The 26,876-nt window shown below is 71.1% G+C and carries 25 protein-coding genes and 1 pseudogene; 17 read left to right on the top strand and 9 right to left on the bottom strand.

What is annotated here, in order from left to right:
- The 3 genes from M8J73_RS42070 to M8J73_RS42060 all read right to left on the bottom strand — a co-directional run.
- Positions 1 to 304 (bottom strand): SDR family NAD(P)-dependent oxidoreductase (locus M8J73_RS42070; RefSeq protein ID WP_249829823.1); only part of this gene is annotated, 304 nt, incomplete at its 3' end.
- Positions 301 to 1,638 (bottom strand): L-fuconate dehydratase, encoded by a 1,338-nt coding sequence (locus M8J73_RS42065; protein WP_055540458.1) that lies wholly within the window; start codon positions 1,636 to 1,638, stop codon positions 301 to 303. The genes M8J73_RS42065 and M8J73_RS42070, both read right to left, overlap by 4 nt.
- An 11-nt stretch (positions 1,639 to 1,649) precedes the next feature.
- Entirely contained in the window at positions 1,650 to 2,501 is an 852-nt protein-coding gene (locus tag M8J73_RS42060) for a fumarylacetoacetate hydrolase family protein (protein ID WP_055540459.1), read from the bottom strand.
- Positions 2,502 to 3,357: 856 nt separating this feature from the next.
- On the opposite strand from M8J73_RS42060, the gene M8J73_RS42055 reads away from it, so the two are divergent.
- From M8J73_RS42055 to M8J73_RS42030, 6 genes are all read left to right on the top strand, one after another.
- A complete protein-coding gene (locus M8J73_RS42055; protein ID WP_249829822.1) occupies positions 3,358 to 4,407 on the top strand; it encodes a sugar ABC transporter substrate-binding protein in 1,050 nt (349 codons plus the stop codon).
- Positions 4,408 to 4,535: 128 nt separating this feature from the next.
- The gene (locus M8J73_RS42050; RefSeq protein WP_249829821.1) at positions 4,536 to 6,146 is read left to right on the top strand and encodes a sugar ABC transporter ATP-binding protein; all 1,611 of its coding nucleotides are present in this window, start codon (positions 4,536 to 4,538) and stop codon (positions 6,144 to 6,146) included.
- Positions 6,147 to 6,148: 2 nt separating this feature from the next.
- A complete protein-coding gene (locus M8J73_RS42045) occupies positions 6,149 to 7,195 on the top strand; it encodes an ABC transporter permease (protein WP_055542374.1) in 1,047 nt (348 codons plus the stop codon).
- 85 nt (positions 7,196 to 7,280) lie between these two features.
- Entirely contained in the window at positions 7,281 to 8,015 is a 735-nt protein-coding gene (locus M8J73_RS42040) for a FadR/GntR family transcriptional regulator (protein ID WP_055542375.1), read from the top strand.
- A gap of 149 nt (positions 8,016 to 8,164) precedes the next feature.
- Positions 8,165 to 10,117: an alpha-L-fucosidase gene (locus tag M8J73_RS42035; RefSeq protein WP_079055206.1), complete on the top strand. Its 1,953-nt coding sequence runs from the start codon at positions 8,165 to 8,167 to the stop codon at positions 10,115 to 10,117.
- 483 nt (positions 10,118 to 10,600) lie between these two features.
- A complete protein-coding gene (locus M8J73_RS42030; protein WP_206188027.1) occupies positions 10,601 to 10,762 on the top strand; it encodes a hypothetical protein in 162 nt (53 codons plus the stop codon).
- Here the strand turns inward: M8J73_RS42030 and M8J73_RS45710 are convergent.
- Positions 10,690 to 10,842: pseudogene (locus tag M8J73_RS45710) on the bottom strand (transposase); the annotation flags it as partial. The gene M8J73_RS42030 and the pseudogene M8J73_RS45710 sit on opposite strands and share 73 nt — an antisense overlap.
- Positions 10,843 to 11,212: 370 nt before the next feature.
- Here M8J73_RS45710 and dhaK point away from each other — a divergent pair.
- From dhaK to dhaM, 3 genes are all read left to right on the top strand, one after another.
- Positions 11,213 to 12,205: a dihydroxyacetone kinase subunit DhaK gene (dhaK, locus tag M8J73_RS42020; protein ID WP_055542377.1), complete on the top strand. Its 993-nt coding sequence runs from the start codon at positions 11,213 to 11,215 to the stop codon at positions 12,203 to 12,205.
- Between the two features lie 92 nt (positions 12,206 to 12,297).
- On the top strand, positions 12,298 to 12,906 hold the full coding sequence (gene dhaL, locus M8J73_RS42015; RefSeq protein ID WP_055542378.1) for a dihydroxyacetone kinase subunit DhaL: 609 nt from the start codon (positions 12,298 to 12,300) through the stop codon (positions 12,904 to 12,906).
- Complete coding sequence (gene dhaM, locus M8J73_RS42010) at positions 12,899 to 13,309, top strand: dihydroxyacetone kinase phosphoryl donor subunit DhaM (protein WP_055542379.1); 411 nt, start codon at positions 12,899 to 12,901, stop codon at positions 13,307 to 13,309. The genes dhaL and dhaM overlap by 8 nt, the downstream gene beginning before the upstream one ends.
- 144 nt (positions 13,310 to 13,453) lie before the next feature.
- Here the strand turns inward: dhaM and M8J73_RS42005 are convergent, their stop codons facing one another.
- Positions 13,454 to 14,137, bottom strand: a complete 684-nt coding sequence (locus M8J73_RS42005; RefSeq protein ID WP_055542380.1) for a glycoside hydrolase family 75 protein — start codon at positions 14,135 to 14,137, stop codon at positions 13,454 to 13,456.
- 465 nt (positions 14,138 to 14,602) lie between these two features.
- Between M8J73_RS42005 and M8J73_RS42000 the strand changes: the two genes are divergently transcribed.
- Positions 14,603 to 15,610 carry a fibronectin type III domain-containing protein gene (locus tag M8J73_RS42000; protein ID WP_372504105.1) on the top strand — a complete coding sequence of 336 codons (1,008 nt, stop codon included), beginning with the start codon at positions 14,603 to 14,605 and terminating at the stop codon, positions 15,608 to 15,610.
- Positions 15,611 to 15,769: 159 nt separating this feature from the next.
- Entirely contained in the window at positions 15,770 to 16,303 is a 534-nt protein-coding gene (locus M8J73_RS41995; RefSeq protein ID WP_249829820.1) for a hypothetical protein, read from the top strand.
- Positions 16,304 to 16,370: 67 nt separating this feature from the next.
- Here M8J73_RS41995 and M8J73_RS41990 read toward each other — a convergent pair whose 3' ends face one another.
- From M8J73_RS41990 to M8J73_RS41975, 4 genes are all read right to left on the bottom strand, one after another.
- On the bottom strand, positions 16,371 to 17,030 hold the full coding sequence (locus tag M8J73_RS41990) for a PadR family transcriptional regulator (protein WP_240501823.1): 660 nt from the start codon (positions 17,028 to 17,030) through the stop codon (positions 16,371 to 16,373).
- Positions 17,031 to 17,050: 20 nt separating this feature from the next.
- Complete coding sequence (locus M8J73_RS41985) at positions 17,051 to 19,066, bottom strand: NADPH-dependent 2,4-dienoyl-CoA reductase (RefSeq protein WP_249829819.1); 2,016 nt, start codon at positions 19,064 to 19,066, stop codon at positions 17,051 to 17,053.
- 124 nt (positions 19,067 to 19,190) lie between these two features.
- Positions 19,191 to 19,976: a putative protein N(5)-glutamine methyltransferase gene (locus M8J73_RS41980; RefSeq protein ID WP_055537066.1), complete on the bottom strand. Its 786-nt coding sequence runs from the start codon at positions 19,974 to 19,976 to the stop codon at positions 19,191 to 19,193.
- A gap of 220 nt (positions 19,977 to 20,196) precedes the next feature.
- Positions 20,197 to 21,006, bottom strand: a complete 810-nt coding sequence (locus tag M8J73_RS41975) for a GNAT family N-acetyltransferase (RefSeq protein WP_240500971.1) — start codon at positions 21,004 to 21,006, stop codon at positions 20,197 to 20,199.
- A 217-nt stretch (positions 21,007 to 21,223) separates the two neighbouring features.
- On the opposite strand from M8J73_RS41975, the gene M8J73_RS41970 reads away from it, so the two are divergent.
- From M8J73_RS41970 to M8J73_RS41945, 6 genes are all read left to right on the top strand, one after another.
- The gene (locus tag M8J73_RS41970; RefSeq protein WP_055537067.1) at positions 21,224 to 21,829 is read left to right on the top strand and encodes a sulfite oxidase-like oxidoreductase; all 606 of its coding nucleotides are present in this window, start codon (positions 21,224 to 21,226) and stop codon (positions 21,827 to 21,829) included.
- 97 nt (positions 21,830 to 21,926) lie between these two features.
- A complete protein-coding gene (locus tag M8J73_RS41965; protein ID WP_249829824.1) occupies positions 21,927 to 22,688 on the top strand; it encodes a ferredoxin reductase in 762 nt (253 codons plus the stop codon).
- A 325-nt stretch (positions 22,689 to 23,013) separates the two neighbouring features.
- A complete protein-coding gene (locus M8J73_RS41960; RefSeq protein WP_249829818.1) occupies positions 23,014 to 23,598 on the top strand; it encodes an Rv1733c family protein in 585 nt (194 codons plus the stop codon).
- 255 nt (positions 23,599 to 23,853) lie between these two features.
- Complete coding sequence (locus tag M8J73_RS41955; RefSeq protein ID WP_249829817.1) at positions 23,854 to 24,822, top strand: acetylxylan esterase; 969 nt, start codon at positions 23,854 to 23,856, stop codon at positions 24,820 to 24,822.
- Positions 24,823 to 24,994: 172 nt separating this feature from the next.
- Positions 24,995 to 25,462, top strand: coding sequence for an ATP-binding protein (locus tag M8J73_RS41950; protein ID WP_240501676.1), 468 nt, complete (start codon positions 24,995 to 24,997; stop codon positions 25,460 to 25,462).
- 182 nt (positions 25,463 to 25,644) lie between these two features.
- Entirely contained in the window at positions 25,645 to 26,799 is a 1,155-nt protein-coding gene (locus tag M8J73_RS41945; RefSeq protein WP_055542028.1) for a serine hydrolase domain-containing protein, read from the top strand.
- The last annotated feature ends 77 nt before the right edge of the window (positions 26,800 to 26,876 follow it).

Below are 26,876 nucleotides of genomic sequence, written 5' to 3'. Positions count from 1 at the left end.
CGAGGACCTGGTGCCACTGCTCGTCGGGGTTGTCCTCGATGGTGCCGATGGCGCCGATGCCGGCGTTGTTGACGAGGATGTCCAGACCACCGAGCTGTTCGACGGCGTCGCCCACGGCGGCCCGTACGGAGACGTCGTCCGTGACGTCCGCCTTGAGGCCGAGCAGCGGTGCGGGGAGTTGGTCCGGGCCGAGGTCGAGCACGGCGACCGCCGCGCCGCGTTCCGCCAGTGCGCGGGCCGTGGCGAGCCCGATGCCGGAGGCGCCGCCGGTGACAACGGCGCGGAGTCCCGAGAGATCGGTCATGCCTTCCCACCCTGTGCAGCGCGGTCGGCCACCCAGAATGTGCCGTCCGGGTAGCGGTATTCGGCGATGGACTCTTCCTTCATGGTGGCCGAGAAACCGGGGGTGAGCGGCGCGGTGTAGTGGCCGTCCCGCATCACCACCGGCGCGGTGAAGTGCTGGTGGAGGTGGTCGACGAACTCGATGACGCGGTTCTCGGTGGTGCCCGAGAGCGCCAGGTAGTCGAACATCGACAGGTGCTGCACCAGCTCGCACAGACCCACTCCGCCGGCGTGCGGGCAGACCGGCACGCCGAACTTGGCGGCGAGCAGCAGGATCGCGAGGTTCTCGTTGACCCCGCCGACCCGGGCCGCGTCGATCTGGAGGACGTCGATGGCGTCGGCCTGGAGGAGCTGCTTGAAGACGATGCGGTTCTGCACGTGTTCGCCGGTGGCGACCTTCACCGGGGCGACAGCCTTGCGGATCGCCGCGTGTCCGAGGACGTCGTCGGGGCTGGTGGGCTCCTCGATCCAGTACGGGTCGAACTCGGCCAGCGCGTTGGTCCACTCGATCGCCTCGTCCACGTTCCAGCGCTGGTTGGCGTCGATGGCGATGCGGATGCCGTCGCCGACGGCGGCGCGGGCGGTGCGCAGCCGGCGGATGTCGTCGTCGACGTCGGCGCCGACCTTGAGCTTGATCTGTGTGAAGCCGTCGGCGACGGCCTGCTTGGCGAGCCGGGTGAGCTTGTCGTCGGAGTAGCCGAGCCAGCCCGGAGAGGTGGTGTAACCGGGGTAGCCACGCTCGAGCAGGAGCGACTCGCGTTCGGCGAGGCCCGTCCGGCCCTCGCGCAGGAGGGTGAGGGCCTCCTGCGGGGTGAGGGCGTCGACGATGTAGCGGAAGTCGACCTGGGAGACCAGCCACTCAGGGGCGGCGTGGGCGAGCAGTCGCCACAGCGGCTGGCCCTCCCGCTTGGCGGCGAGGTCCCACACGGCGTTGACCACGGCGCCGATCGCCATGTGCATCACGCCCTTCTCGGGGCCGAGCCAGCGCAGCTGACTGTCGCCGATCAGGTCGCGATTGAGCGAGCCCGGGTCGGCGCACAATTCGTCCACGGACCGGCCGACGATGTGGGGCCGCAGTGCGTTGATCGCGGCGACCTGGACATCGTTGCCGCGTCCGATCGTGAAGGTGAAGCCGTGGCCCTCGAGCCCGGCCCCTGCGTCGGTGCGCAGCACCACGTAGGCAGCGGAGTAGTCGGGGTCCGGGTTCATCGCGTCGGAGCCGTCCAGCTCCCGTGAGGTCGGGAAGCGGACGTCGTAGGTGTCGACCGCGGTGATCCGGGCGGTGGTTGCAGTCAAGGGGGTGCCTTTCACGCTTGGCCGAAGGTCTGGCGCTGGCCGCCGAGCCCGTCCACGGACAGCTCGACGGTGTCACCGGGGCGGAGGAAGGGGGTGCCGGGCAGACCCAGGGCCACGCCCGCGGGTGTCCCGGTGTTGATCACGTCGCCCGGTTCGAGAACCATGTACCGGCTCAGGTAGGACACGATGTGGTCGACCGGGAAGATCATGTCGCTGGTGTGGCCGTCCTGCCGCTTCACGCCGTTGACGCTCAGGTGCAGTCCGAGGTCCTGGGGGTCGCCGATCTCGTCGGCGGTGACCAGCCACGGGCCGAGAGGGTTGAAGGTCTCGCAGGACTTGCCGAGGTCCCACTGCGGTGAGTACTCCAGCTGGAACTCGCGCTCGGAGACGTCGTGGCTGATCGCGTACCCCGCGATCACGTCGCGTGCCGCCTCGGGACCTTCGAGGTAGCGCGCCCGGCGGCCGATGACCACCGCGAGCTCGACCTCCCAGTCGGTCTTCACCGAGCCGCGCGGGATCAGCACCTCGTCGTAGGGGCCCACGACCGTGCCGGGGTCCTTCATGAACACCACCGGACGCGGCGGGATCGGTGCGCCGGTCTCGGCGGCGTGGTCACGGTAGTTCAGACCGACGCAGACGATCTTGCCGGGACGGGCGACAGGTGCGCCGATCCGCAGACCGTCCGGGTCCAGGTCGGGCAGCGCGCCCGCCGCGACCGCCGCGCGTGCCCGGTGGAGACCGTCCCCGGCGAGGAAGGCGCCATCGATGTCCGAGGCCACGGAGGACAGATCCAGTAGCCGGCCGTCGTCGGTGCGGGCAGCGGGCCGCTCCTCGCCGGGCTCGCCGACACGTAGCAGTTTCACTGGGCAGCTTCCTTGTCATGCGGGATTCATCTGGGACGTGGTCGGCCGCGAGGCCGGGCCGCCTGTGTTCCTGAGCCGGACGGTTCCGGTGGTTGCCACCACGAGGACAGTCATCGGATGTATGGCAGGCACAGTGACCTTAAGGTGCGGAAGGCTCACTGACAATGGATTCCTCGGATGTATTTGCTCGGCCTTGCATGACCAGCGTTCCCCAGTACGTCTCTTCCCCGGCCACGGAACAGCCACGAGGACGGCACACGGCTTCCGTCCGATGAATCGCGAGCCGGAGCCACCGGGCCATCCCCCTGATGGTTGCAGGATCATCCGGCGCCACCGGCCGCCCAGGAGAGCCGCACTCTCCTCCGAGGAGCCGTCCCGACCGATGCCATGTCGGTGACGGGGAGGCGTCGTTGCCGAATCGTGAACTGTCGCAGTGGATCAGCCCGGGACTTCTGGGAGCTTGAAATCGCAGGTAGATGAGGTGATGGTCGGCAGTTTCGGAAGCCCGGGGCGGCACCTCGTCATCCCGAGCGAGGTTTCCGGCAAGGTCGCGGGTGGCGGCCTCTTGTCAATTTCGGCAACGTCGTCGTAACGTCTCGGCGTCCGAGAGACATCGGAGGAATGGTCCGCATCTTCGGTGCGCAGCTCGGTTCCTGCCGTGCGGCCGCTCCCCTCCGCGTCCTCGGTCATCCACCGACCCTCATTCCGCTCCTCTTCGGGCACGGTCCGTGCACGCTGACGCCCGGATCGACACCTGCCCGGCCGGTGCCCCGCCGCTCTCCGGCAGGCGGGTACGCCCACCACTCCCACCGTCGCCCTGCTGCCCAGCGCCCCTGGCTAAGGAGAGAACACGGCCATGAAGCTCGCTCGCACCCGCTCCACCGCCGCAGCCGTCACCGCCGTCCTCGCGGTCCTGTCCCTCGCCACGGCGTGCAACCGTGAGAGCACCGCCTCGGCTGCCTCGGGCGGCGACAAGCCGGCCATCGGCATCGACCTGCCGCGCTCCGACTCCGACTTCTGGAACTCCTACGCGCAGTACCTGAAGAAGGACATCAAGGCCGACGGCGTCAACGCCCTGCCGGTCAGCAACTCGCAGAACGACGTCACCAAGCTCGTCGCCAACGTCCAGGTGTTCCAGAACACCGGAGCCAAGGCCGTCGTCATGGCACCCCAGGACACCGGCGCCATCGCCTCCACCCTCGACACCCTCGCGGCCAAGAAGATTCCCGTGGTCAGCGTCGACACCAGACCCGACAAGGGCGACGTCTACATGGTGGTCCGCGCCGACAACCGGGCGTACGGCACCAAGGCCTGCGAGTTCCTCGGCAAGCAGCTCGGCGGCAAGGGGAAGGTGGCCGAGTTCCAGGGCTCCCTGGACTCCATCAACGGACGCGACCGCTCCGAGGCCTTCGCGGAGTGCATGAAGACGAAGTTCCCCAAGATCAAGGTCTTCGAGCTGCCCACCGACTGGAAGGGCGACGTCGCTTCAGCCAAGCTCCAGTCGCTGCTGGCCCAGCACCCGGACCTGAACGGCATCTACATGCAGGCCGGCGGTGCCTTCCTGCAGCCCACCCTGGCGCTGCTGGAGCAGAAGAAGCTGCTCAAGCCCGCCGGACAGAAGGGCCACATCTCGATCGTCTCCAACGACGGCATCCCGCAGGAGTTCGACGCCATCCGCAAGGGCCAGATCGACGCCACCGTCTCCCAGCCCGCCGACCTGTACGCCAAGTACGCGCTGTACTACGCCCAGGCAGCGGCGGAGGGCAAGACCTTCAAGCCGGGGCCGACCGACCACGACTCCACCATCATCAAGCTGCCCAACGGTCTCGAGGACCAGCTGGCCGCCCCGCTGGTCACCAAGGACAACGTCGACGACAAGTCCCTGTGGGGCAACAACGTCGGCTGACGAACGGCGCCTCCCGCCCGCCGCGTCGGGGGACGGACAGCCCTCGTCCCCCGACGCGCTCCCCGCCGAGCGGGTGCGCGCCCGCACCCGCTCGGCCCCAGCCCCGTACACGAAGGACGGTATCCACCATGGCGGAGTCCGCGACCGCCCCGGCGACCGGCCCCGGCACCCCGGCCCCGGTGGCCGAGGCGACCGGCATCAGCAAACGATTCGGCGCGACCGTCGCGCTGCGCGACGCCCGCATCGCCGTCGCCCCGGGCGAGTCGCACGCCCTGGTCGGACGCAACGGCGCCGGCAAGTCGACGCTCGTGTCCATCCTCACCGGCCTGCAGCAGCCCGACACCGGGACCTTGCGCTTCTCCGGGGAGCCGGCACCCGCCTTCGGCGACATCGACGCCTGGCGCTCTCGCGTCGCCTGTGTCTACCAGCGCTCCACCATCATCGGTGAGTTGACCGTCGCCGAGAACCTCTTCCTGAACCGGCAGAGCGCCGGCGCCGTGCAGCCCATCCGATGGAAGCAACTGCGCCGGCGTGCGGAGGAGTTGCTCGGCGAGTACGGGGTGGCCGTCGACCCCGCCGCACGGGCCAAGGACCTGACGGTCGAGCAGCGCCAGTTCGTCGAGATCGCCCGGGCGCTCTCCTTCGGCGCCCGGTTCATCATCCTCGACGAGCCGACCGCGAAGCTCGACGCCCGCGGCATCGGCCGCCTCTTCGACAAGCTTCGCGACCTCCAGGACCAGGGCGTCGCCTTCCTCTTCATCTCCCACCACCTGCAAGAGGTCTACGACCTCTGCGGCACGGTCACCGTCTACCGCGACGCGGCCCACATCCTCACCGCACCCGTGGCCGAACTCGGCCGTCACGCCCTGGTGGAGGCCATGACCGGCGAGTCCGCCTCCACGGTCACGGCCACCGCCGGGCGGCCCCCCGTCGCAGCAGACGCCACCGAACTGCTGACGCTCGAGGGACTGACCCTGCCCGGTGCCTGCGAGGACATCTCCCTGACGGTCCGTTCCGGCGAAGTCGTCGGGCTCGCCGGGGCCACGGCCAGCGGCAACGTGCAGGTGGGTGAGGCGATCGCCGGTCTGCACCGCGCAGGGGCCGGCCGCGTCTCGGTCGGCGGCAAGGCCGTGCGCACCGGCAGTGTGCCGTCCGCGCTGACCGCCGGTGTCGGTCTGGTCCCCGAGGACCGCCATCTCCAGGGACTGGTCAACAACCGCAGTGTGGCGGAGAACGCCACCCTGACCGTCACCGACCAGCTCGGCCCTTTCGGCACCGTTCTGCCCGCCCGGACCAGGACCTTCGCCCGGCGCATGATCCAGGACCTCGACATCAAGACCCCGGGAGCCGCCACCGCGGTCTCCGCCCTGTCCGGCGGCAACCAGCAGAAGGTCGTCGTCGCCCGCGCCCTGGCCACCGACCCCCGGGTACTGGTGGCCATCCGCCCCACCAACGGCGTGGACGTCAAGTCCAAGGAGTTCCTGCTCGGCCGGATCCGGCAGGTCGCGGACGGCGGCAAGGCCGCGCTGATCGTCTCCGACGAACTGGACGACCTCCAGGTCTGCGACCGGGTCCTCGTCATGTTCCACGGGCGTGTGGTCGCCGAGTTCGCCCGTGGCTGGAAGGACGAGGATGTCGTCGCCGCCATCGAGGGCGTCTCCGGCGACACGCCCCGCGCCACCGCTTCCCCCGCATCCGCCGTACCCGCCTCATCCGGGGCAGACGAGCACGGAAGGTAGCCATGTCCGCCACCACAGATCTCACCGAACCCGCAGCGAGCACGGCGGAGCTGCCGGCCATCAAGGACACCGCACGCCGCCGGGTCGGTCTCAGCCGCTTCCGTGAACTGTCGCTGGTCCCGGCGATCCTCGTCCTGGGCCTGATCGGGTTCATCGTCTCGCCGGCCTTCCTCACCGCCGACAACCTGATCGGCGTGGCTCAGCAGTCCACCGAGCTGAGCCTGCTGGTGCTCGCCACGACCTTCATCCTGGTCGCCGGACGGATGGACCTGTCGCTGGAATCCACCATCGGCGTGGCACCCGTCATCGCCGTGTGGCTCGTCCTGCCGAGCAGTGGCGGCCGGTTCAACGGGCTCGGCCTCCTCCCCGAATGGACGGTGGTCCCGCTCTGTCTGCTGGTCGGCGCGCTGATCGGCGCCGTCAACGGCTTCCTCATCCTCAAGCTGCGCCTCAACGGCTTCATCGTCACCCTCGGCGCCCTGACCATGCTCCGCGGCCTGCAAGTCGCCCTCTCCGAGGGCCAGTCCATCGTCGAGCTCCCGTCCTCCTTCACCTACCTGGGCAAGGCTTCCTGGCTGGGCGTACCCGCCGCCATCTGGGTGTGCGCCGTGCTCTTCGCGCTCGGGGGCAGCGCGCTGGCCTGGCTCCGGCACGGCCGCGCGCTGTACGCGATCGGCGGCAACGCGGAGGCCGCCCGCACCGCGGGCATCCGCGTCGACCGCATCGTGTGGATCGTCCTCATCCTCGGCAGCGTCCTCGCCGCGTTCGCCGGCATCCTCTACAGCGGCCACTACGGCTCCATCTCCGCCACCCAGGGCAGCGGCTGGATCTTCCAGGTCTTCGCCGCGACGGTCATCGGCGGAGTCAGCCTCAACGGCGGCAAGGGCTCTGTCTTCGGTGCCCTCACCGGCGTCCTCACCCTCCAGCTGGTCGTCAACGTCATGACCCTGGCGGGCGTACCCGCGCTGTGGAACCAGTTCCTCAACGGCGCGATCATCATCGTCGCCCTGATCATCTCCCGCTTCGCCTCCGGCGAGAAGCAGGAATAGCCGCGCACCGCAAGCGGCTCTGCCGGCCTCGAACCAACCCCAGCAGAGCCCGTCCCACTCATCCCCGGCACGGAGAGGCACGCCCGTGGCACTGACGGACGACGCGATCGACAAAATCAAGACGATGATCGTCGAGGGTGAACTCGCGCCCGGTTCCCGGCTGCCCAAGGAGGAGATCCTCGCCGAACAACTCGGCCTGTCCCGCAATTCCCTGCGCGAGGCCGTGCGGGCACTGACCGCCATGCGGATCCTGATCACCCGTCAGGGCGACGGCACGTACGTCTCCAGCCTGGAGCCCCACCTCCTGCTGGAAAGCCTCTCCTTCGCCGCGGACGTCTCCCAGGGCCACGCGGCTCTGCAGCTGCTCCAGGTACGCCGGCTGCTCGAACCGCAGGCGACCGGGCTGGCCGCCGCGCTCCTGAAACCGAAGGACCTCCAGGAACTGCGCCACATCCTCAACCGGTCCCGGACCGTCACCACCGTGGAGGAGTTCGTCGCCCACGACACCGCCTTCCACCTCAGGATCGTCGAAGCCGTCGGGAACCCCGTGCTGTCGATGCTGCTGCAAGTGCTCTCCACCCGCACCCAACGGGTCCGAATCGTCCGCGGCACCAAGACCCGTCACGCCCTGGACAACGCCCACCAGGACCATGAGCAGATACTCCACGCCCTCCAGTCCCGCGATGCCCTGCTGGCCGCCTCTGCCGCGACCGTCCACATCACGGCCGTCGAGCAATGGCTCGCCGCCAGTCTGACCGACACCCCCTCACGAGACGTCGAGGACGGACCGCCCCGGTGCGCCTTCCGGCAATTCCGCTGAACCCCGGCGCGGGCGGCGAACGGGATCGACGACCCGCCCCTCGGTTCCAACAGCCGGCCGCCGAAGCCACTCAAGCAAATGACCTCTTCACCCACAACCAGTCACAGGGGATGACCTCTCCACCCACAATCAGCCACAGGGAATGAACCATGTCCTCACAAAGAATGACCCGCCGTACGTTTCTCGGAGCGGCGGGTGCGGCGACCGCCGCGACCGCTCTGCCGCTCGTCCCGGGCTTCTCCGCTCTTCTGTCGCAGGCATCCGCCGCGGACACCCAGACCAACCTGAGCAGGATGGTCGACATGCGGTTCGGCATGTTCAACCACTTCAGCCTGGGCACCTTCACCAACCAGGAGTGGGCCGAACCCAACCAGAGCCCCACCCTCTTCGCTCCCCCGAGCGTCGACTGCGGGCAGTGGGCCGCTGCCGCGGCGGCGGCGAAGATGAGCTACGGCATCCTGACCACCAAGCACCATGACGGCTTCGCCCTGTGGCCGAGCGCCTTCGGCACCCAGAACGTCGCGAACAGTTCCTACAAGCACGACGTGGTGAATGCCTACTGCGACGCCTTCCGGGCGAAGGGGCTGAAGGTCGGGTTCTACTACTCGATCTGGGACCGCACCTTCGGCGTCGAGGCATGGGAGAGCCGGCACAGGGTGTCCGGCCTGGAGATCACCGACGCCATCCAGCCCGGCGACATGACCTTCATGCTCGGCCAGATCCGCGAGCTGCTCACCAACTACGGCACCATCGACATGTTCATGACTGACGGTTACGCGTGGCAGATGGGGCAGCAGGCCGTCTCCTACCAGCGGATCCGTTCACTGGTGAAGGAGCTTCAGCCCGACTGCGTAATGCTCGACATCGGCGGACTGTCGGAGCCCTTCCTCAGCGACGCGATCTTCTTCGAGGAGCCGCTGGGCGTCACGGCGCCCGCGGGCAACACCTACGCCGGAATGCAGGGACAGACCATCAGCAAAGGATGGTTCTGGCACCCCTCCACCCCGACCGAGGGCCTCATGAGCAAGGACGCGATCCTGTCCCACCTGGCGGACCTGGAACCGAAGTACACCTCGTTCATCCTCAACTGCCCGCCCAACCGCAACGGCCTGCTGGACACCAACGTCGTCAACCGGCTGGCCGAGGTCGGCGCGGCCTGGAGCCCCGACACCTCCCGGCCGCCGCTGCCCACCCAGCCACTGCGCGCCGAACACCCCGTCACACCGGTCAACGCGTATGCCACCGCCTTCCGTACGGGCGAGGGCCCGCTGAACGCCATCGACGGACTCAGCGACGTCCGCTACGAGACCTGCTGGTCGACCTGGGGACTGTCCCCGGCCCTGCCCCACTCGATCACGTTCGATCTGGGCGGGGTGTGGAGCGACGTCTCCACCCTGGAGTACCTGCCCAAGCAGTGGGGCCGCACCGACACCACCGACGGCGACATCACCTCGTACACCATCTCCACGAGCACCGACGGCACGAACTTCACTGAGGTCGCCACCGGCACCTGGGCCGGAAACCGTAAGACCAAGGTGGCCGAATGGCCGGCCCGGAACATCGGTTTCGTACGGGTCCAGGCCAACGCGGCCACCGGCGGCTACGCCAACATGGGCGGCGTCAGGATCGGCGGCCGGACGGCAAAGCCGGCACTGGTGTCGAGGGTCCTGCCGGGGGACGGCACGGTCTACCGCATGGTCAACCGCAAGAGTGGCAAGGTCGTCGACGTGTTCAACTTCGGCACCGCCAACGGCACCAACATCCAGCAGTGGCCGTGGCTGAACAACACCGCCCAGAAGTGGACCTTCGCCTCCACCGGCGACGGCTACTACGAGGTCAAGAACGTCAACAGCGCCAAGCTGATGGAGGTGGCCGGACTCTCACGGGAAGACGGCGGCAACGTCGCCATCTACGCGGACAAGAACGTGCCCCAGCAGCACTGGGCCGTCACGCCCACCGGTGACGGCTACTACTTCCTCATCAACCGCTACAGCGGCCTCTGCCTCGCCGTCGACGAGGGCAGCACCGCCGACGGAGCCAACATCGAGCAGCAGCCCTACGCGTCACTGACGCGGCAGCAGTGGCAGATCATCCCCTCCTGACCCTGCCAGCGGCCCTAGCGGCAAGGCCATTGGATGACGGCGGCGCCGTCATCCAATGGCCCACGACCGGCGGCACCAGCCATGGGAGATCATCTCCCCGTAGTCGCCGCCCGGCAGCAGCCATCACCCCGTGAACCGCGTTCAGTAAGGGACCGGTGCCGTACCGCACCCCGGCACCGGCCTCTCGCCGTCGGGCTGGCGAAGGACCTGTGCCGGCCGTCTGCAGGCGGCTGCGCGCAGGGCGCTCATCCGGCTCTCGACAGCGGCGACAGGGGCGCCCTCCAGCACGAACAGGGCGCATGAATCGCTGCTTGTGTGTCGGGGGCCGGATCGGTCTGGAACGACTGGTAGTCGCTTGACCTGCACGGATGTGATCTGGGCGCTACTGGGAACGGACACTCCCCCGGGTGCTGGGCAGCACCGAGGTCACCCTCCGGTCCACCGGCACGTGGACGATGACCTCTTTTCGGCCTCAACAGCGGCGTGCAGGACGCCCACAACCACGAGCCCGAGCGCAGGCCCGTCGTCGAAGACTTCGCCGAGCAGAGTGTCGCCAACCACTTCCGCCTCGCCTCGCGTACCCGGCGCCGCAGCAGGGCGTTGAACTGCTCGAAGATGCCGTCCCTCTCCCAGCGGCCGAAGTAGTGGTAGACCGTGTTCCAGTGCGGGTGGTCGTGCGGCAGGTAGCGCCACGGGATGCCGGTGAGCACCGCGTCCAGGAGGTTCGCGAAGGATCACCCCGTGGCGGCAACACGTCGCTCCCGCCGCCGCGTCGACGTCCTGCACGCCATGCTCAGATACCGCACCCTCTGCCGACCGGGGCACGAACAAACAGCCTGGACGATCCTCACCTGCGTGACCTTCGCTGCCGCAAGGTCGATACTGCCGTCAACAGGAGCTGCAAGCATCACACAACCAATCACCCGGCTGGACCCTGACGGGCCGTCACCGAAGTCGGCGTCAGATCAGCCTGAGTTCCGTCAGGTCCCGCCCCGGACCGTCACGAACCGCCAAGATCGAAAACTGACCTCGTGGACTCTGACCTGGTAAAACGCAGGCCCAGAGCCTGACTGCGATCCTCTTCAGGAGGTACCTGTGAAGATGCTCATCAACGTCGCGGAGACCGTCGTCGCAGATGCGTTGCGGGGTATGGCTGCTGCTCATCCCGAGCTGACGGTGGATGTGGAGAACCGGGTGGTCGTGCGGCGGGACGCGCCGGTCGCCGGGAAGGTGGCGCTGGTCTCCGGGGGCGGTTCGGGCCACGAGCCGCTGCACGGCGGGTTCGTGGGGCCGGGCATGCTGTCGGCGGCCTGCCCGGGCGAAGTGTTCACCTCGCCCGTGCCGGACCAGATGGTGCGGGCCGCGGCGGCCGTCGACAGCGGCGCCGGTGTGCTGTTCATCGTGAAGAACTACACCGGTGACGTGCTCAACTTCGACATGGCGGCCGAGCTCGCCGAGGACGAGGGCATCCAGGTCGCCAAGGTGCTCGTCAACGACGACGTCGCCGTGACCGACAGCCTCTACACCGCCGGACGGCGCGGCACCGGTGCCACCCTCTTCGTGGAGAAGATCGCCGGCGCCGCCGCCGAGGAGGGGCAGCCCCTGGAGCGGGTCGCCACCCTGGCCCGGCAGGTCAACGAGAACTCCCGCAGCTTCGGCGTGGCGCTCAGCGCCTGTACGACCCCCGCCAAGGGCAGCCCCACCTTCGATCTGCCCGCCGGCGAGTTGGAGCTGGGGGTCGGCATCCACGGCGAGCCGGGGCGTGAGCGGCGCGCCATGATGACCTCGCGCGAGATCGCCGACTTCGCCGTGCACGCCCTCCTGGACGACATGAGCCCCCGCAACCCCGTCCTGCTCCTCGTCAACGGCATGGGGGCCACCCCGCTGCTGGAGCTGTACGGCTTCAACGCCGAGGTGCAGCGGGCCCTCACCGAGCGCGGTGTCGCCGTCGCCCGCACGCTCGTCGGCAACTACGTCACCTCCCTCGACATGGCCGGCGCCTCGGTGACGCTGTGCCAGATCGATGAGGAGACGATCCGGCTGTACGACGCGCCCGTGAGGACGCCGGGGCTGCGCTGGGGGATGTGACCCGTCGGCCCCCGCACGGCGCGTACGGTACGTGCGGGGGTACGGCACTCAAGGCTCAGTTCGCTGATTCTCGTACCACGCAAGGAGATTCCGTGCTCGACGCCGATTTCTTCCGTCGTTGGATGACGGCCACAGCGGCCTCGGTGGAACGCGAGGCCGAGCGGCTCACGGCGCTCGACTCGCCGATCGGGGACGCCGACCACGGCAGCAATCTGCACCGCGGGTTCACCGCCGTGCGGTCCGCCCTGGAGAAGGAGACCCCGGACACGCCCGGAGCCGTGCTCGTGCAGGCCGGGCGTCAGCTGATCTCCACGGTGGGCGGGGCGTCCGGTCCGCTGTACGGCACGCTGCTGCGGCGCACCGGCAAGGCGCTCGGCGACGCGGCCGAGGTGAGCGACGCCGACCTCGCGGCCGCGCTGCGGGCAGGTGTGGACGCGGTGATGACGCTCGGCGGGGCGGCACCGGGCGACAAGACGATGATCGACGCGCTGGTCCCGGCCGTCGACGCGCTCGACCGGTCCTTCGCCGCGGCGCGGACCGCCGCCGACGAGGGCGCCCTGGCGACCACACCGTTGCAGGCCCGTAAGGGCCGCGCCAGCTATCTCGGTGAGCGCAGCATCGGGCACCAGGACCCCGGCGCCACATCCGCCGCGCTGCTCGTCGCGGCGCTCGCCGACACCGCGGAGGGCTCCCATGGCTGACGAGAAGCCGGTCGGCATCGTGCTGGTCTCGCACAGCGCCGCCGTGGCCTCCTCGGTGGCCGAGCTGGCGCGGGGGCTCGCGGGCGCGGGCGCCGACGTACCCGTCGCCCCGGCGGGCGGCACCGCGGACGGCGGGCTCGGCACCAGCGCCGAGTTGATCGCGGCGGCTGCCGCGGCCGTGGACCGGGGCGCCGGGGTCGCCGTCCTCATGGACCTCGGTAGCGCCGTCCTCACCGTGAAGGCCCTGCTCGCCGAGGGCGACGAACTCCCCCAGGGCACCCGTCTGGTCGACGCCCCGTTCGTCGAGGGCGCGGTCGCCGCGGTCGTCACCGCCTCCACCGGCGCCGACCTCGCGACGGTCGCCGCCGCCGCGTCGGAGGCGTACGCGTACCGGAAGGAATGACAGCGCAGGGGCCTGCCCGCCCGCACACTCCCGGGCGGGCAGGCCCCTGCCGTACGCTCACACCTCTTCAGCCCAGCCGTCCCCCGTACGGCCGCGTCCGGTCACCCGTCTCCCCGCCCGTGCGGCCGTGACCGGTCACCGTCTTCAGGGTCGTACGAACTCGCGTGCCAACGCCTCCCCCTGTTCCACCGCCGCCTTGTGGTCCTCGATCGGGGAGACCTTGGTGTTCTCGAAGACGATGTAGGTGACCCCGGAGGTGACGCCGCCGGTGGTGGGGTCGGGGCGGATGCCCAGACCCTCGGCCGTGGCGTACGAGGCCTCGCCGATGAGGTTCTGCGGGCCGTTGTCGCCGACGACGGCGTACTGGACACGGTCCCCGTGGACGACGGCGGCGACCGAGCCCCCCTTGATGCCGTGCTTGCGGTAGTCCCACAGGGAGCTCGGGGCGGGGAGGACGATGAACGGCAGGTCGGCGGCGCTGAGGTAGCGGCCGTCGGACTGCTGGTAGGAGGTCGTGGGCTGGAACCACGGGTCGGTGGTCCGGTTGCAGCGCGCGCTCGGGCGGCCGTCGCAGTCGATGTCCATGTCGGCCTTCCAGAACACCGCGCCGTCGATACCGCAGACCGGGATGTCGGCGGGAGCGCCGACGTCGCTGCGGTAGCGCCCCGCCGACACCCGGACGCAGCCACGGACCTTCGCCAGCAGCTCCGCGGCCGTCACGGCACCCTCACGCTCTATGGACTGCTGCTGATGGGCCAGAGCGGGCAGGGTGACGGGGGCCAACAGGGCGGCGCCGGCGGCGGCCAGCGTCAACGACCGGACACGCACGATAAGGGACCCTCTCCTAGGGGACACTGACGGTCACTCACCACCCCAAGGTGGAGGGGGCGGGAGAGGAAGGCCACTGGTAGGGGGCCGGACGGTGCACACCGTCCTCCGCACGAGGACGCGGCCGAGGGCCCGGTCCGGTCTCGTCCCCGGCCGCTCGGCCGCCCTGGTCGGCGCGGGCTGGGCGACGACAGCGGCCCACGCCGTACGACGCGAACTGACCAGCCGTACAGGCGAGTTCACGTCGCGTCAGAACACCAGCATACGTAGCCACAGGCCGCGCCGTGAACCGAGCGATCACCTCTTCACCGCACTCCCACCCTCTTGATGTGGGCGCGTCAGCGTGGCATACATACGGAAGACAGGTACATACCAATCAGGCGGCTGGGGAGCGTCATGACACCTGCTCACCCCTACCTCCGGTGCTCCTTCTTGCGAGGCGCCGACGGCCGAGGGGGCCGGATCGTGCGACGCGTTCCCGTGCCGATGTCGTTGCCGGTTCTGCTGGTCTGCGGCTCGTTGTTCCTCACCGTCTCCTGCGGGATGCGGGAGAGCCCCGGTCGCCCGATGCCGCCCGCTCCCCCGGGAGTCACCGCCGCCGCGGGCAGTGCGACCAGCGTGCACGTCATGTGGAACCGGGTGTCCGGCGAGCCGGAGGTCGCCGGGTACGAGGTGTACCGCGGCAAGAGGAAGGTGAAGGACGTGCCCGGCCACGCGCACATGGTGGACGTCACCCGTCTGCGACCGTCCACCACGTATGCGTTCACGGTCCGGGCCCGCAGTACCGCCGGGGACCTCGGGCCGCCCAGCGCCGAGGTGCGGGCCACCACTCCCGCCGCCGGCGCCGCGGACCGGCGGGCTCCCGGCAGCCCCGCCCGCCTCGACGGCCGGGTGCTCGGGAGCACGGCGGTCCAGCTGTCCTGGGAGCGGTCGACCGACGACCGGGACGTGGTGTCGTACGACATCCTGCAAGGCGACTCGAAGATCCACAGCGTGGGCGGGGAGCAGACCGCGGCCGTGGTCACGGGGCTGCGGCCCGGCACCCGCTACTCCTTCACCGTGCGGGCGCGGGACGCGGCGGACAATCTCTCACCGCTGAGCCGGGCCCTCCCGCTCACCACCGACCAGGGGGGCGGGCAGGAGGAGGGCCGGCCGGGGGCGGGCGACGGGACGGGCACCGCGCCCACCGCCTTCCGCGCCGCCACGCGCCTCACCGACGGGGCGTACTCCATCGAACTGTCATGGGTGCCGCCGCGCGCCGACGGGATGGTCACGGAGTACGAGATCCAGCTCGACGGGCGGCCGGCCACCACGCTCGTGTGGGGCGGGACCCCGCCGCGCGGTCGGGCGACGTACAGCTTCTACGCGGGCCGGGAGGCGGGGGTGACCCACCGCGTGCGGATCCGGGCGAAGTTGCCGGACGGCACCTGGGGCGGGTTCTCGGCGGAGCGGACGGTGACCACCGGAGGGTGAAGGACGTCCCCCGCACGGCGGAATCCGTCACCTGCCCGGTGGCTGTCCGCATGCGGACGCGGCGTGAGGCACGTTGGCTCGCCCTGAGGCAGCACGGGTCCTCCGTTCCCCGGCGGCGCAAGGGATGTGCCGCCGACCGTGCCGCCGGAGGGCAGACCCATGCGTATGTCTCAGCTACTCCTCCGCTCCGGCCTGACCATGGCGGCGGCCGCGCTGCCGATCGCCCTGGCCACGCCGTCGGCCGCCGTCCCCACGGGAATCTCGGTGAGCACCACCGGGTCCTCGGTCACCGTCACCACCAGCGATTGCCCGAACAGCACCAACGGCGTGTTCGGTACGGCCTCCCTGCTCGCGAGCGGGCAGGCGAACTTCTCCCAGGGGCGCCAGGCGACGCTCGTGGGCACGAGCACCAGCCAGTCGGCCTCGTGGACCAGTGTGACCCCGGGGACCTACACCGTGATCGTGGTGTGCCGGGACGGGACCACGGCGGGCACCCAGTCCGTCATCGTCACCGCCGCCACGCCCACGATCTCCGCGACCGCCTCGCCCTCCCGGGGCGTCATGGGCGGTATGGGCGGGGCCAGCGAGGAGTACGGCACCGTCACCCTGGTGGGCGGTGGCGCGCTGGTGGCCGCCGGCACGGTGGCCGCGGTCTGGTACCTGCGCCGCCGGGCCAAGCCGCACCGGCTGTGAACACCGGGCGGGCGGTCGTCGGGCGACAACGGACGACCGCCTGCTCGCGCTCCGACAGCCCGCGGGGCTACGCCCGCTCCGCCGCCGCTCCCCCACCGGCGTCCGGCACTCCGCCGCCCGACGCTCCCCCTTCCGAGGCTCCGCCTTCCGACGCCCCGCCGTCCGGCGCTCCGGCATCCGAAGTTCCGCCGTCCGGGAGGCGCTCGAACTCCGTCAGGGCGTTCCTCAACCACTGGGTCCAGAAGGTCTCCAGGTCGATGCCGGCCCGCAGGATCAGATGCTGGAGGCGGTCCTGGGCTGAGTCCCTGCCCGGCCCGAAGTCCCGCTTCTCGATCTCCTCGTACTCCGCCAACTGCCTTTCGTGCAGGGTGAGATGGCGTTGCAGATCTTCCTCAAGGCCGGTGGTGCCGACGACCGCCGCGGCCCGCAGCCGGACGAAGAGGGCGTCACGCCACGGCCTGGGCTCCTGGGGCGCGGAGGTCCAGCGGGCCAGTTCCTCACGGCCCGCCGGGAGGACCTCGTAGCTCTTCTTCTGCCCCCGGGCGGGCCGTTCGGCGGGCAGGGCGCGGATGTAGCCCTCGCCCTCCAGTTTTCCCAGCTCGCGATAGATCTGCTGGTGCGTCGCCGACCAGAAGTAGCCGATCGACCTGTCGAACCGCCGGGTCAGCTCCAGGCCCGACGAGGGCTTTTCGAGCAGGGCGGTGAGGATCGCGTGCGGGAGTGACATGCGCTCATCCTAGGAAGGGGCTACAGCCGCGCCGCCAGTTCCGTCCCCTGCTTGATCGCGCGCTTGGCGTCCAGTTCGGCCGCCACGTCCGCGCCGCCGATGAGGTGCGCGGTCCGTCCGGCGGCGACGAGGGTGTCGTAGAGGTCGCGGCGAGGTTCCTGGCCGGTGCAGAGCACGACCGTGTCGACCTCCAGCACCTGGCGGACGCCGTCGACGGTGACATGCAGCCCGGCGTCGTCGATCAGGTCGTACTGCACGCCCGGGACCATGACGACACCCCGGTGCTTCAGCTCGGTGCGGTGGATCCAGCCGGTGGTCTTGCCGAGGCCCGCGCCGACCTTGGAGGTCTTGCGCTGGAGGAGGTGGACCGAGCGCGGCGGGGCCGGGCGCTCGGGGGCGGCGAGGCCGCCGGGGGTGCGGTAGTCCATGTCGACGCCCCACTGGCGGAAGTACGCCGCCGGGTCCTCGCTCGTCTTCTCCCCGCCGTCGGTCAGGTATTCGGCGACGTCGAAACCGATGCCGCCGGCGCCCAGGATCGCCACCCGGTCGCCGACGGGGGCGCGGTCCCGCAGGACGTCGAGGTAGCCGACGACCTTGGGGTGGTCGACGCCCGGCAGCTCGGGGGTGCGAGGGGTGACGCCGGTGGCGACCACGACCTCGTCGTACTCCGTGAGGTCGTCGGCCGTGACGCGGGTGTCGAGCCGTACGTCGACGCCGTGGGTGTCGAGCTGGTGGCGGAAGTAGCGCAGGGTCTCGTCGAACTCCTGCTTGCCGGGGACCTTACGGGCCACGTTGAGCTGGCCGCCGATCTCGCTCGCGGCGTCGAAGAGGGTGACGTCGTGGCCGCGTTCGGCGGCGCTCACGGCGCAGGCCAGGCCCGCCGGGCCCGCGCCGACGACCGCGATCCGCTTGCGCAGCCGGGTCGGCGACAGCACCAGCTCGGTCTCGTGGCAGGCGCGCGGGTTGACCAGGCAGGAGGTGATCTTGCCGCTGAAAGTGTGGTCGAGGCAGGCCTGGTTGCAGCCGATGCAGGTGTTGATGGCTTCCGGCCGGCCCTCGACGGCCTTGTTGACGAAGTCCGGGTCGGCGAGCATCGGGCGGGCCATGGACACCATGTCGGCGTATCCGTCGGCCAGCAACTCCTCGGCCAGTTCCGGGGTGTTGATGCGGTTGGTGGTGACCAGGGGGACGGACACCTCGCCCATGAGCTTCTTGGTGACCCAGGTGTACGCGCCGCGGGGCACCGAGGTCGCGATGGTGGGGATGCGGGCCTCGTGCCAGCCGATGCCGGTGTTGATGATGGTGGCGCCGGCGGCCTCGACGGCCTTCGCGAGGGTGACCACCTCGTCGAGGCTGGAGCCGCCGGGCACCAGGTCGAGCATCGACAGCCGGTAGACGACGATGAAGTCCTCGCCGACCGCCTCGCGCACCCGGCGCACGATCTCCACGGGGAAGCGCATGCGGTTCTCGTACGAGCCGCCCCAGCGGTCGTCGCGGTGGTTGGTCCCGGTGGCGATGAACTCGTTGATCAGGTAGCCCTCGGAGCCCATGATCTCGACGCCGTCGTACCCGGCCTGCCGGGCGAGCCGGGCCGCCCGCGCATAGTCGTCGATGGTCTGCTCGACCTCGGCGTCGGTGAGGGCGTTCGGCACGAACGGGCTGATGGGGGCCTGGAGGGCGCTCGGGGCGACCAGGTCGGCGTGGTAGGCGTACCGTCCGAAGTGCAGGATCTGCATCGCGATACGGCCGCCCTCGCGGTGCACGGCGTCGGTGATCTCGCGGTGCTGGTCGGCCTCGGCGTCGGTGGTGAGCTTGGCGCCGCCCTCGTACGGGCGTCCGGCCTCGTTGGGCGCGATGCCGCCGGTGACGATGAGGCCCACTCCCCCGCGCGCCCGGGCCGCGTAGAACTCCGCCATCCGCTCGAAGCCGCGCTCCGCCTCCTCCAGGCCGACGTGCATGGAGCCCATGAGCACGCGGTTGGGGAGCGTGGTGAAGCCCAGGTCGAGAGGGCTCAGCAGGTGGGGGTAACGGCTCATCGGGGCCTCCATGCGTGGCGTCGTCACCAAGGTTGTAGACGACGCCACGGGGTTTATGCAACTAGTTGCACAATGGCTGAGGGCAAGGCCACACCGGGTCGGGCGGCCATGGCACCGGTGCCGGTCAGCTGCTCGTGGGTCTGGTGCCGGTCACCACGTGGGCTGCTCTCTCCTCCGAGACGGCCGTCCCGGCGACGAGGCCGGCTCCGCGGAGGACCTCGACGGCGTGCGGTTCCTGGCGTTCGCTGGTCTCGACGAGCAGGCAGCCGCCGGGGGCGAGCCACTGCGGTGCCTCGGCGGCGACCCGGCGCAGGACGTCGAGGCCGTCCGTACCACCGTCGAGGGCGACGAGCGGCTCGTGGTCACGGGCCTCGCCGGGCAGCAGCGGTACGTCGCCCGTGGGCACGTACGGCACGTTCGCCGCAAGGATGTCGACGCGCCCCCGCAGCCCGGCGGGGAGCGCCGTGAACAGGTCGCCCTCGTGGGCGTGGCCGCCGTACGGGGCGATGTTGCGGCGGGCGCAGCGCACCGCCGCCGGGTCGATGTCGGCGGCGTGCAGTTCGGCGCCGTCGAGCGACGTGGCCAGCGCGGCGCCCAACGCTCCGGAACCACAGCACAGGTCGACGACGACCGAGGCGTGGGGGACGGCGGCGAGGGCCCGCTCGACGAGGAACTCGGTGCGGCGGCGGGGCACGAACACACCGGGGTCGACGGCGATCCGCAGCCCGGCGAACTCGGCCCAGCCGAGGACGACTTCGAGGGGGACGCCGGAGACGCGGCGGTCGACCATGGCGGTGACGTCGTCCGGGGTCCGTGCGGTGGCGAGGATCAACTCCGCCTCTTCTTCGGCGAAGACGCAGCCCGCGGCGCGCAGGGCCGTGACGACGGAGGCGGTGGTGAGAGGTGGCATGACAGCCGAGAGCCTTTCGGTGGGCCGAAGGGCGCTCCCGCGGTGGCCTACCGGCCGTTCACCGCGCGGTGTTGAGGTGAGAGCACCCGACCTGACACAGCGGTAATGGGTCTCACCTCCTCGGTCCCGTGGCGACTGGCCCGGTCACCCTACCCCATGGTCACGACGGGTCGTCCGGAGCGCCGCGGCCCCGCACGCGCCCGGTCATCGGCCGCCCCCACTACACGCCGACGCGCTCCTCCCCCGCCTCCACCGCGGGCACGCGAGCCGCCATGAACCGGGTCGTGCGGCGCAGCCGGAAGCCGAGGGACTCGTAGAGGCGGATGGCGGACGTGTTGGTCGCGGCGGTGTGCAGGAACGGGGTCTCTCCCCGTTCGCGGATGCCGTGGGCGACGGCGTGGATCAGCCGGGTGGCGAGCCCCTCGCCCCGGAAGGCCGGGTCGGTGCAGACCGCGCTGATCTCGGTCCAGCCCGGCGGGTGCAGCCGCTCGCCGGCCATCGCGATCAGCGCGCCGCCCCGGCGGATGCCGAGATAGGTGCCGAGTTCGATGGTGCGGGGCAGGAAGGGGCCGGGCTGGGTGCGTTCCACGAGGTCGAGCATCTCGGGCACATCGGCCGGGCCCAGCGGTACGGCCTCGGCGTCCGGGGCGGCGGCGATCCCGTCGTCAACGAACTGGACGCCCTCCAGGTCGAAGGTGACCTCCCAGTCGGCCGGGAAGTTCCCGCTGTAGGCGGGGACCGCGACCTCCGTGCCGGGGCCGGCCAGGGCGGCCAGGTCGGCCCAGTCGTGGGCGTCGGGGTGGTGGGGCAGGGCGAGCCACGGCGAGACGTCGACGGGATAGCGCAGCACCCGGCCGGACCGCTCGGCGAAGTGGGCGTGCGGCCCGGTGAGGGAGGCGAGGGCGGGGTTGTCGAGGACGTGCGGCACGGGGTCCGCGAGATGCGGCACGGTGTCCGGGGCCTGCGGCCCGCTGTCCGCGGCGTGCGGCACGGTGTCCGCGCCCCTGAGGTCGCTCGCGTACTCGGTCATGCGCTCTCCGTTCTCCTCCGCTGTCATCCGGCCACCGGCGCCTTCACGACCGGGCCGGCCGATAGCGGCAAGGGGGATCGCGGAGCCGCTATTCCCGGCGCGGCGAAGAGTTCATACGGCCGCAATGATCACGGCCCGCCCCGATGATCGAGCACCCGCTCCGGACACGTACGGTTGTACAGCTCAGCTGTCACCGCCGTCGTCATGGGGGACTCGTATGAACGTCACCCGAGGTTTCACCGGGCGCCCTCGCGTCCACAATCCGGGGTTGCCGCCCGGCCAGTACGACGCGGGCGACGACTGGCCGGTACTGTCCGCCGAGGTCACACCCGACCTGGCGCCCGCCGACTGGACGTTCCGGATCGACGGGCTGGTGGCACGGCCGCACACCTGGGACTGGGACGCGGCGCACGCGCTGCCCGGGTCGGTGTACGAGGGCGACATCCACTGTGTGACGAGCTGGTCGAAGTTCGGTGTGCGCTTCGGGGGCGTCTCGCTGGACGTGTTCCTGGACGCGGTGCGGCCCGACACCTCCGCCACGCACGCGGTCGCGTACTCCCACAGCGGTTACACCACGAACCTGCCGCTCGCCGACCTCACCGGCGGGCGCGCCTGGATCGCCTGGGAGTACGGGGGCGAGCCGCTGCCCGCCGAGCACGGCGGCCCGGCCCGGCTGCTGGTGCCGCACCTGTACTTCTGGAAGAGCGCCAAGTGGATCGCGGGCATCCGGCTCCTCGACCACGACGAGCCCGGCTTCTGGGAGCAGAACGGCTATCACGCGCGGGGCAACCCGTGGGAGGAGCAGCGGTACTCCGGTGACTGAGACAGCGACGGCGACACAGCCAGGGACGTCCGTGACGTCCACGAGGGCCGCGACGTCCGTGACGGCCCCGACGACCGCGACGGTCGCGGAGGCCGGGGTGAGGGCCGACCCCGGGTTCACGCCGCCCACGCGGTTCGCCGTGCCGGGGCGGATCGCCGTGAGCAACCGGGCGGCGGCGCTCTGGCAGACCGCGACGTTGACGGAGATCCGGCGCGAGACGGCTCGGGTCGCCACGTTCCGGTTCGCGGTGCCGGGCTGGGCGGGGCATCTGCCGGGCCAGCATCTGATGCTGCGGCTGACCGCCGAGGACGGATACCGGGCCCAGCGCCACTACTCGCTGGCGTCGCCGCCGGACGACACGGGGCACATCGAGCTGACCCTGGACCATGTGGAGGGCGGCGAGGTCTCCGGGTGGTTCCACACCGAGGCCCGGCCCGGCGACGAGGTCGAGGTGCGCGGCCCGCTCAGCGGGTTCTTCGCCTGGCCCGGCGACCGGCCCGCGCTGCTGATCGGCGCCGGCTCGGGAGTCGTACCGCTGATGTCGATGATCCGCCACCACCGGGTGCGCGGCCTCGAGGTGCCCCTGCGGCTGCTGGTGTCCGCGCGGGCGCCCGAGGAGCTGATCTACGCGCGGGAGTACGGCACGGAGACGACGCCCGTGTTCACGCGCCGGGCACCCGAGGGCGTGCCGGTGGGCAGGCTGTCGGCGGCCCATGTGGCACCGCTGCTGGCGGAGCGGCCGGCGGGCGGCTGGGAGGCGTACGTGTGCGGCTCGAACGCGTTCGCGGAGCACGCGTCACGGCTCCTGGTCCAGGCCGGACAGCCGGTGGACCACATCCGCATCGAACGCTTCGGCTGATCCCGGGGCGGCTCCGGACCGCCCCGACACCGCTTAGCACAGCGAATGAACCGGCCGGGGCCGCAGCTCGGGCGCCGGGAGAAGATGGCCAGGCCCCTCGGCTGTGGTGCCCGCCCACCTTCACCGGCGCCCACCCCCTCCACCCCGGCTCCCACCCTCTCCATCCCGGCTCCCAACCCTCCGCACCGTCCCCCGCCCCGGTCCCGGCGCCGTGATTTCTGGCGCAAACCATGCCATCGCGGCTTCTATCGGGTACACCAGAAGTGCGGACCAGTCCTAACCGGGGTTCTCGTACATGAGGGCCGTACCGGTGAGGGAGGGTGAGATGCGAGGCCGGTTGCTCGGGTGGCGGTGGCGGCGCAATCCGCTGCGCCGACGCTCGGACGTCGTCGAGGCATGGACGCTGCTGTTGGTCCTGATCCTGCTGGTCGTCGGCGCCCCGGCGGCCGGTTTCCTGGTGGGCCGGTGGGCGCACGGCGACGCGCGGGCGCACGCCGCGGCACAGCGGGCCGAGCGGGACCTGGTCAGCGCGGTGGTCGTCGAGAACGCCCCGGCCGCGACTCCCTCGGCGCACGGCGACAAGCCGCCCATGCACTGGGTGCGGGCCCGCTGGACGGAGCCCGACGGGGGTTCGCGGACGGGTGAGGCCCGGGTACCGGCCGGCACGAAGCGCGGCGACCGCGCCGATGTGTGGCTGGACGCGGCGGGCCACAGCGTGCAGGCCCCGCCGACGAACACCGCCGTCTGGCAGCACACCCTGTCCCTGGGGACGTGCGCCACGGCCGGCGTCGTCGGCCTCGTGCTGGCCGGGCACTTCACCGTGCGCCGAGTCACCGTTCGGCGCCGGCTGGCCGAATGGGAACAGGAGTGGGCGCGCACGGGCCCGGACTGGGGACACCACCGGGCCTGAACGCGATCACGCTCGCCGAAAGGCGTGCTGTGAAGTCAGCCAGCTCGCCGCGGCGACGCCGGTCGTCCCCTCCACCCCGAACCCCCTCTACCCGGAGGCCGACTTCGCGTGGTTCCCCGTGCAGAACCCGGGCATCGTCCGCGCGGCGACACCGTGACCGTCGCTGACTGCCGGGAGCCGAGGGGCTCTTGGCGGTCCGCGGCGGCCCACGTACGGTGTGATCATCCGCACCGAGAACTCAAAAGGTGGTCCTACATGGCCCTGTTCGACCTGCCGTTGGACGAGCTCCGTGGTTATCGAAGCGCTTCAACTGAGCCCGAGGACTTCGACGCCTTCTGGGCGAAGACGCTCCAGGAGTCCCGCGAGTACGACCTCGACGCGCGTTTCGAGCCGGTCGACACCCATCTGACCACCGTCGACGTGTACGACGTGTCCTTCGCCGGTTTCGGCGGCCACCGCGTCAAGGGCTGGCTGGTACTGCCCGCCGGGGCGACCGCGCCACTGCCCACGGTCGTGGAGTTCATCGGGTACGGCGGCGGCCGCGGTCTGGCCCACACCCATCTGCTGTGGGCCTCGGCCGGCTACGCGCACTTCGTCATGGACACCCGCGGCCAGGGCAGCGCCTGGGGCGGGGGCGGCGACACCCCGGACCCGGTCGGCGGCGCGCCCGCCTTCCCCGGCTTCATGACCCGCGGCATCGACGCCCCCGAGAACTACTACTACCGGCGGGTCTACACGGACGGCGTCCGCGCGGTGGAGGCCGCCCGCTCCCACCCGCTGACGGACGCCTCGCGCACCGCCGTCCTCGGGTCCAGTCAGGGCGGCGGAATCTCCATAGCGGTCGGCGGACTGGTCCCCGACCTGGTCGGGGTCGCTCCCGACGTACCGTTCCTGTGCGACTTCCCGCGCGCCACGACGATCACCGACCGGGACCCGTACCGCGAGATCGGCAAGTACCTGAAGACGCACCGCGGTCGCGCGGCGGACGTCCAGCGGACCCTCGCCTACTTCGACGGTGTGCACTTCGCCGCGCGCGGCCGGGCACCGGCCCTGTTCTCGGCGGCCCTGGAGGACCTGACGTGCCCGCCGTCCACGGTGTTCGCCGCGTTCAACGCGTGGGCCGAGGACGACAAGCGGATCGAGGTCTACGAGTTCAACGACCACGAGGGCGGCGGCCCCTACCAGGAGGCGGCCAAGCTGCGCTGGCTGGCCTCGCGCCTCTGAGGGACCGCGATCTCCTCGGACGCTCATCGTGCGTGCGCCGAACGGGTATTCCTGAATGCGCGGTCCGGATCACGGGTACCCGCTCGGCGGAAGCCGCCGAAGAACGGCGATCACAACGAAAGAGCCCCGTATGGTCATCCCGCTTAGGAAGCAGGCGGCAGATGAGCAGGGCATGGACGAGCACATCACGCTGCGCTCCAGCGCGACCTGGGCCACCGGCGCGGCCCACGCGGCCGACGCACGGCGTCTGCTGCGCACGCTCCTCGCCCATGCCCCGCACACCGGCCGCACCCCCGTCCCGACGCCCCTGGCGCGGGACGCCGAACTCGTCGTCAGCGAACTGATCACCAACGCCCTGCGGCACGCGCCCGGCCCCTGCGGGCTTGTCCTGCGGCTCAGCGGGGACGCGCTGGCCATCACCGTGTGGGACACCTCGCCCGCTCACCCCATGGTCAGAAACGGGGACCGGTACCGCGTCGGCGGTCACGGACTCCGCCTCGTCCACATGGTCAGCGACGACGTCGCGGTGACACCGCACGGCCGGGGGAAGCAGATCACCGCTCACCTGTGCCTGCCTCGGTGCGCCGGTGCCGACGCCGGCAGACCTGCCCCGTCGGCGCCCGTCTTCGGCGCGGCGTGAGCTCCCTCTTCGACCCGGCGTGAGCTCCGGGGACCCCCGCCCGGTTCGACGTGACGCAGCATCGCCTCCGTCCTGGATCCGGGCGGGTTCACGGGTTCCGCCCGGTCCGACCAGTCGGTATGTTCAGGGGGCCCGGGTGACGCCCGGGAGCTGTGCCGGCGGTGGAAGGGGTGGGTGGGTTCATGTCCCAGGTGCGAGGTCACTGCGACGCGCGGTTCACTGCCGTGCGCACCGTGTTCGAGGAGAACTTCGGGGAGCGCGACGAACTGGGGGCGGCGGTCACGGTGACGCTGCGCGGGGAGACCGTTGTCGACCTGTGGGGCGGATGGGCCGACGGGGCCCGCACCCGCCCCTGGGAGCGGGACACCGTGGTCAACGTGTGGTCGACGACCAAGGGCCCGACCGCCCTGTGCGCGCACATCCTCGCCGACCGGGGGCTGCTGGACCTGGACGCCCCGGTGGCCGCGTACTGGCCCGAGTTCGCGGCGGCGGGCAAGGACGGCGTCCTCGTACGGCATCTGCTGTCGCACCGGTCGGGCCTGGCCGGGCCGCGTGAGCCGCTCTCGTTCGCCGAGCTGTGCGACTGGGAGGTGACCGTGGCGCGGCTGGCGGCGCAGGAGCCCTGGTGGGAGCCCGGTACGCAGTCGGGGTACCACGCGATGACGTTCGGTTTCCTCGTCGGTGAGGTGGTCCGGCGGGTGTCGGGGCTGCTGCCGGGCGCGTTCCTGGAGCGGGAGGTCACCGGCCCCCTCGGGATCGACTTCACGATCGGGCTGCCGGAGAAAGAGGCCGGCCGGGCCGCGGAGCTGGTGCATCCGCCGGCCGCGACGACGAGTGAGCAGGCAGCCGTCTTCGCGCAGTTGACGCCCACCGCGCTGGCCGCCCTCGCCAACCCGCTGGTCGGCGCCGCCGAGGCCAACACCGCCGAGTGGCGGGCCGCCGAGGTCCCCGCCGCCAACGGTCACGGCACCGCCCGCGCGATCGCCGCGCTCTACGGGGTCCTGGCGCTCGGCGGCAGCTGGGGCGGGCATCGGGTGCTGTCGCCGGAGGCCGCCGAGCGGGTCCGCGAGGGGCAGGGCAGCTGCCGTGACCTGGTGCTCGGCGCCGGTTTCGGCCGGGACACGGAGGTGGCGCTCGGGGTGTGGCTGAGCGGGGCGCACGGCTCGTACGGCCCGAACCCCAGGGCCTTCGGCCACGACGGCTACGGCGGTTCCTGCGGCCTCGCCGACCCGGAGGCGGGCGTCTCCCTCGGCTACGTCATGAACCGGATGGGCCCGCACATCGCCGACGACCCGCGCAAGATGGCGCTCGTCGACGCCCTGTACAGCGCCCTCTGACCGGGCGCCACGGCCGCTACCGTCCGGCCGTGTGGCCGGGCGCCGCAGCCGCTACCATCCAGCCCCCTGACCGGGCG

The sequence above is a fragment of the Streptomyces neyagawaensis genome (genome assembly GCF_023516595.1).
Lineage (GTDB): Bacteria > Actinomycetota > Actinomycetes > Streptomycetales > Streptomycetaceae > Streptomyces > Streptomyces neyagawaensis.
This window is presented reverse-complemented; position numbering and strand designations above follow the sequence as displayed.

Excerpts from the sequence above, each read along its gene's own strand:
- M8J73_RS42055 (WP_249829822.1), top strand. The coding sequence starts at position 3,358 with ATGAAGCTCGCTCGCACCCGCTCCACCGCCGCAGCCGTCACCGCCGTC.
- M8J73_RS42050 (WP_249829821.1), top strand. The coding sequence starts at position 4,536 with ATGGCGGAGTCCGCGACCGCCCCGGCGACCGGCCCCGGCACCCCGGCC.
- M8J73_RS42045 (WP_055542374.1), top strand. The coding sequence starts at position 6,149 with ATGTCCGCCACCACAGATCTCACCGAACCCGCAGCGAGCACGGCGGAG.
- M8J73_RS42035 (WP_079055206.1), top strand. The coding sequence starts at position 8,165 with ATGTCCTCACAAAGAATGACCCGCCGTACGTTTCTCGGAGCGGCGGGT.
- dhaM (WP_055542379.1), top strand. The coding sequence starts at position 12,899 with ATGGCTGACGAGAAGCCGGTCGGCATCGTGCTGGTCTCGCACAGCGCC.
- M8J73_RS41995 (WP_249829820.1), top strand. The coding sequence starts at position 15,770 with ATGCGTATGTCTCAGCTACTCCTCCGCTCCGGCCTGACCATGGCGGCG.
- M8J73_RS41990 (WP_240501823.1), bottom strand. The coding sequence starts at position 17,030 with ATGTCACTCCCGCACGCGATCCTCACCGCCCTGCTCGAAAAGCCCTCG.
- M8J73_RS41985 (WP_249829819.1), bottom strand. The coding sequence starts at position 19,066 with ATGAGCCGTTACCCCCACCTGCTGAGCCCTCTCGACCTGGGCTTCACC.
- M8J73_RS41980 (WP_055537066.1), bottom strand. The coding sequence starts at position 19,976 with ATGCCACCTCTCACCACCGCCTCCGTCGTCACGGCCCTGCGCGCCGCG.
- M8J73_RS41975 (WP_240500971.1), bottom strand. The coding sequence starts at position 21,006 with ATGACCGAGTACGCGAGCGACCTCAGGGGCGCGGACACCGTGCCGCAC.
- M8J73_RS41970 (WP_055537067.1), top strand. The coding sequence starts at position 21,224 with ATGAACGTCACCCGAGGTTTCACCGGGCGCCCTCGCGTCCACAATCCG.
- M8J73_RS41960 (WP_249829818.1), top strand. The coding sequence starts at position 23,014 with ATGCGAGGCCGGTTGCTCGGGTGGCGGTGGCGGCGCAATCCGCTGCGC.
- M8J73_RS41955 (WP_249829817.1), top strand. The coding sequence starts at position 23,854 with ATGGCCCTGTTCGACCTGCCGTTGGACGAGCTCCGTGGTTATCGAAGC.
- M8J73_RS41950 (WP_240501676.1), top strand. The coding sequence starts at position 24,995 with ATGGACGAGCACATCACGCTGCGCTCCAGCGCGACCTGGGCCACCGGC.
- M8J73_RS41945 (WP_055542028.1), top strand. The coding sequence starts at position 25,645 with ATGTCCCAGGTGCGAGGTCACTGCGACGCGCGGTTCACTGCCGTGCGC.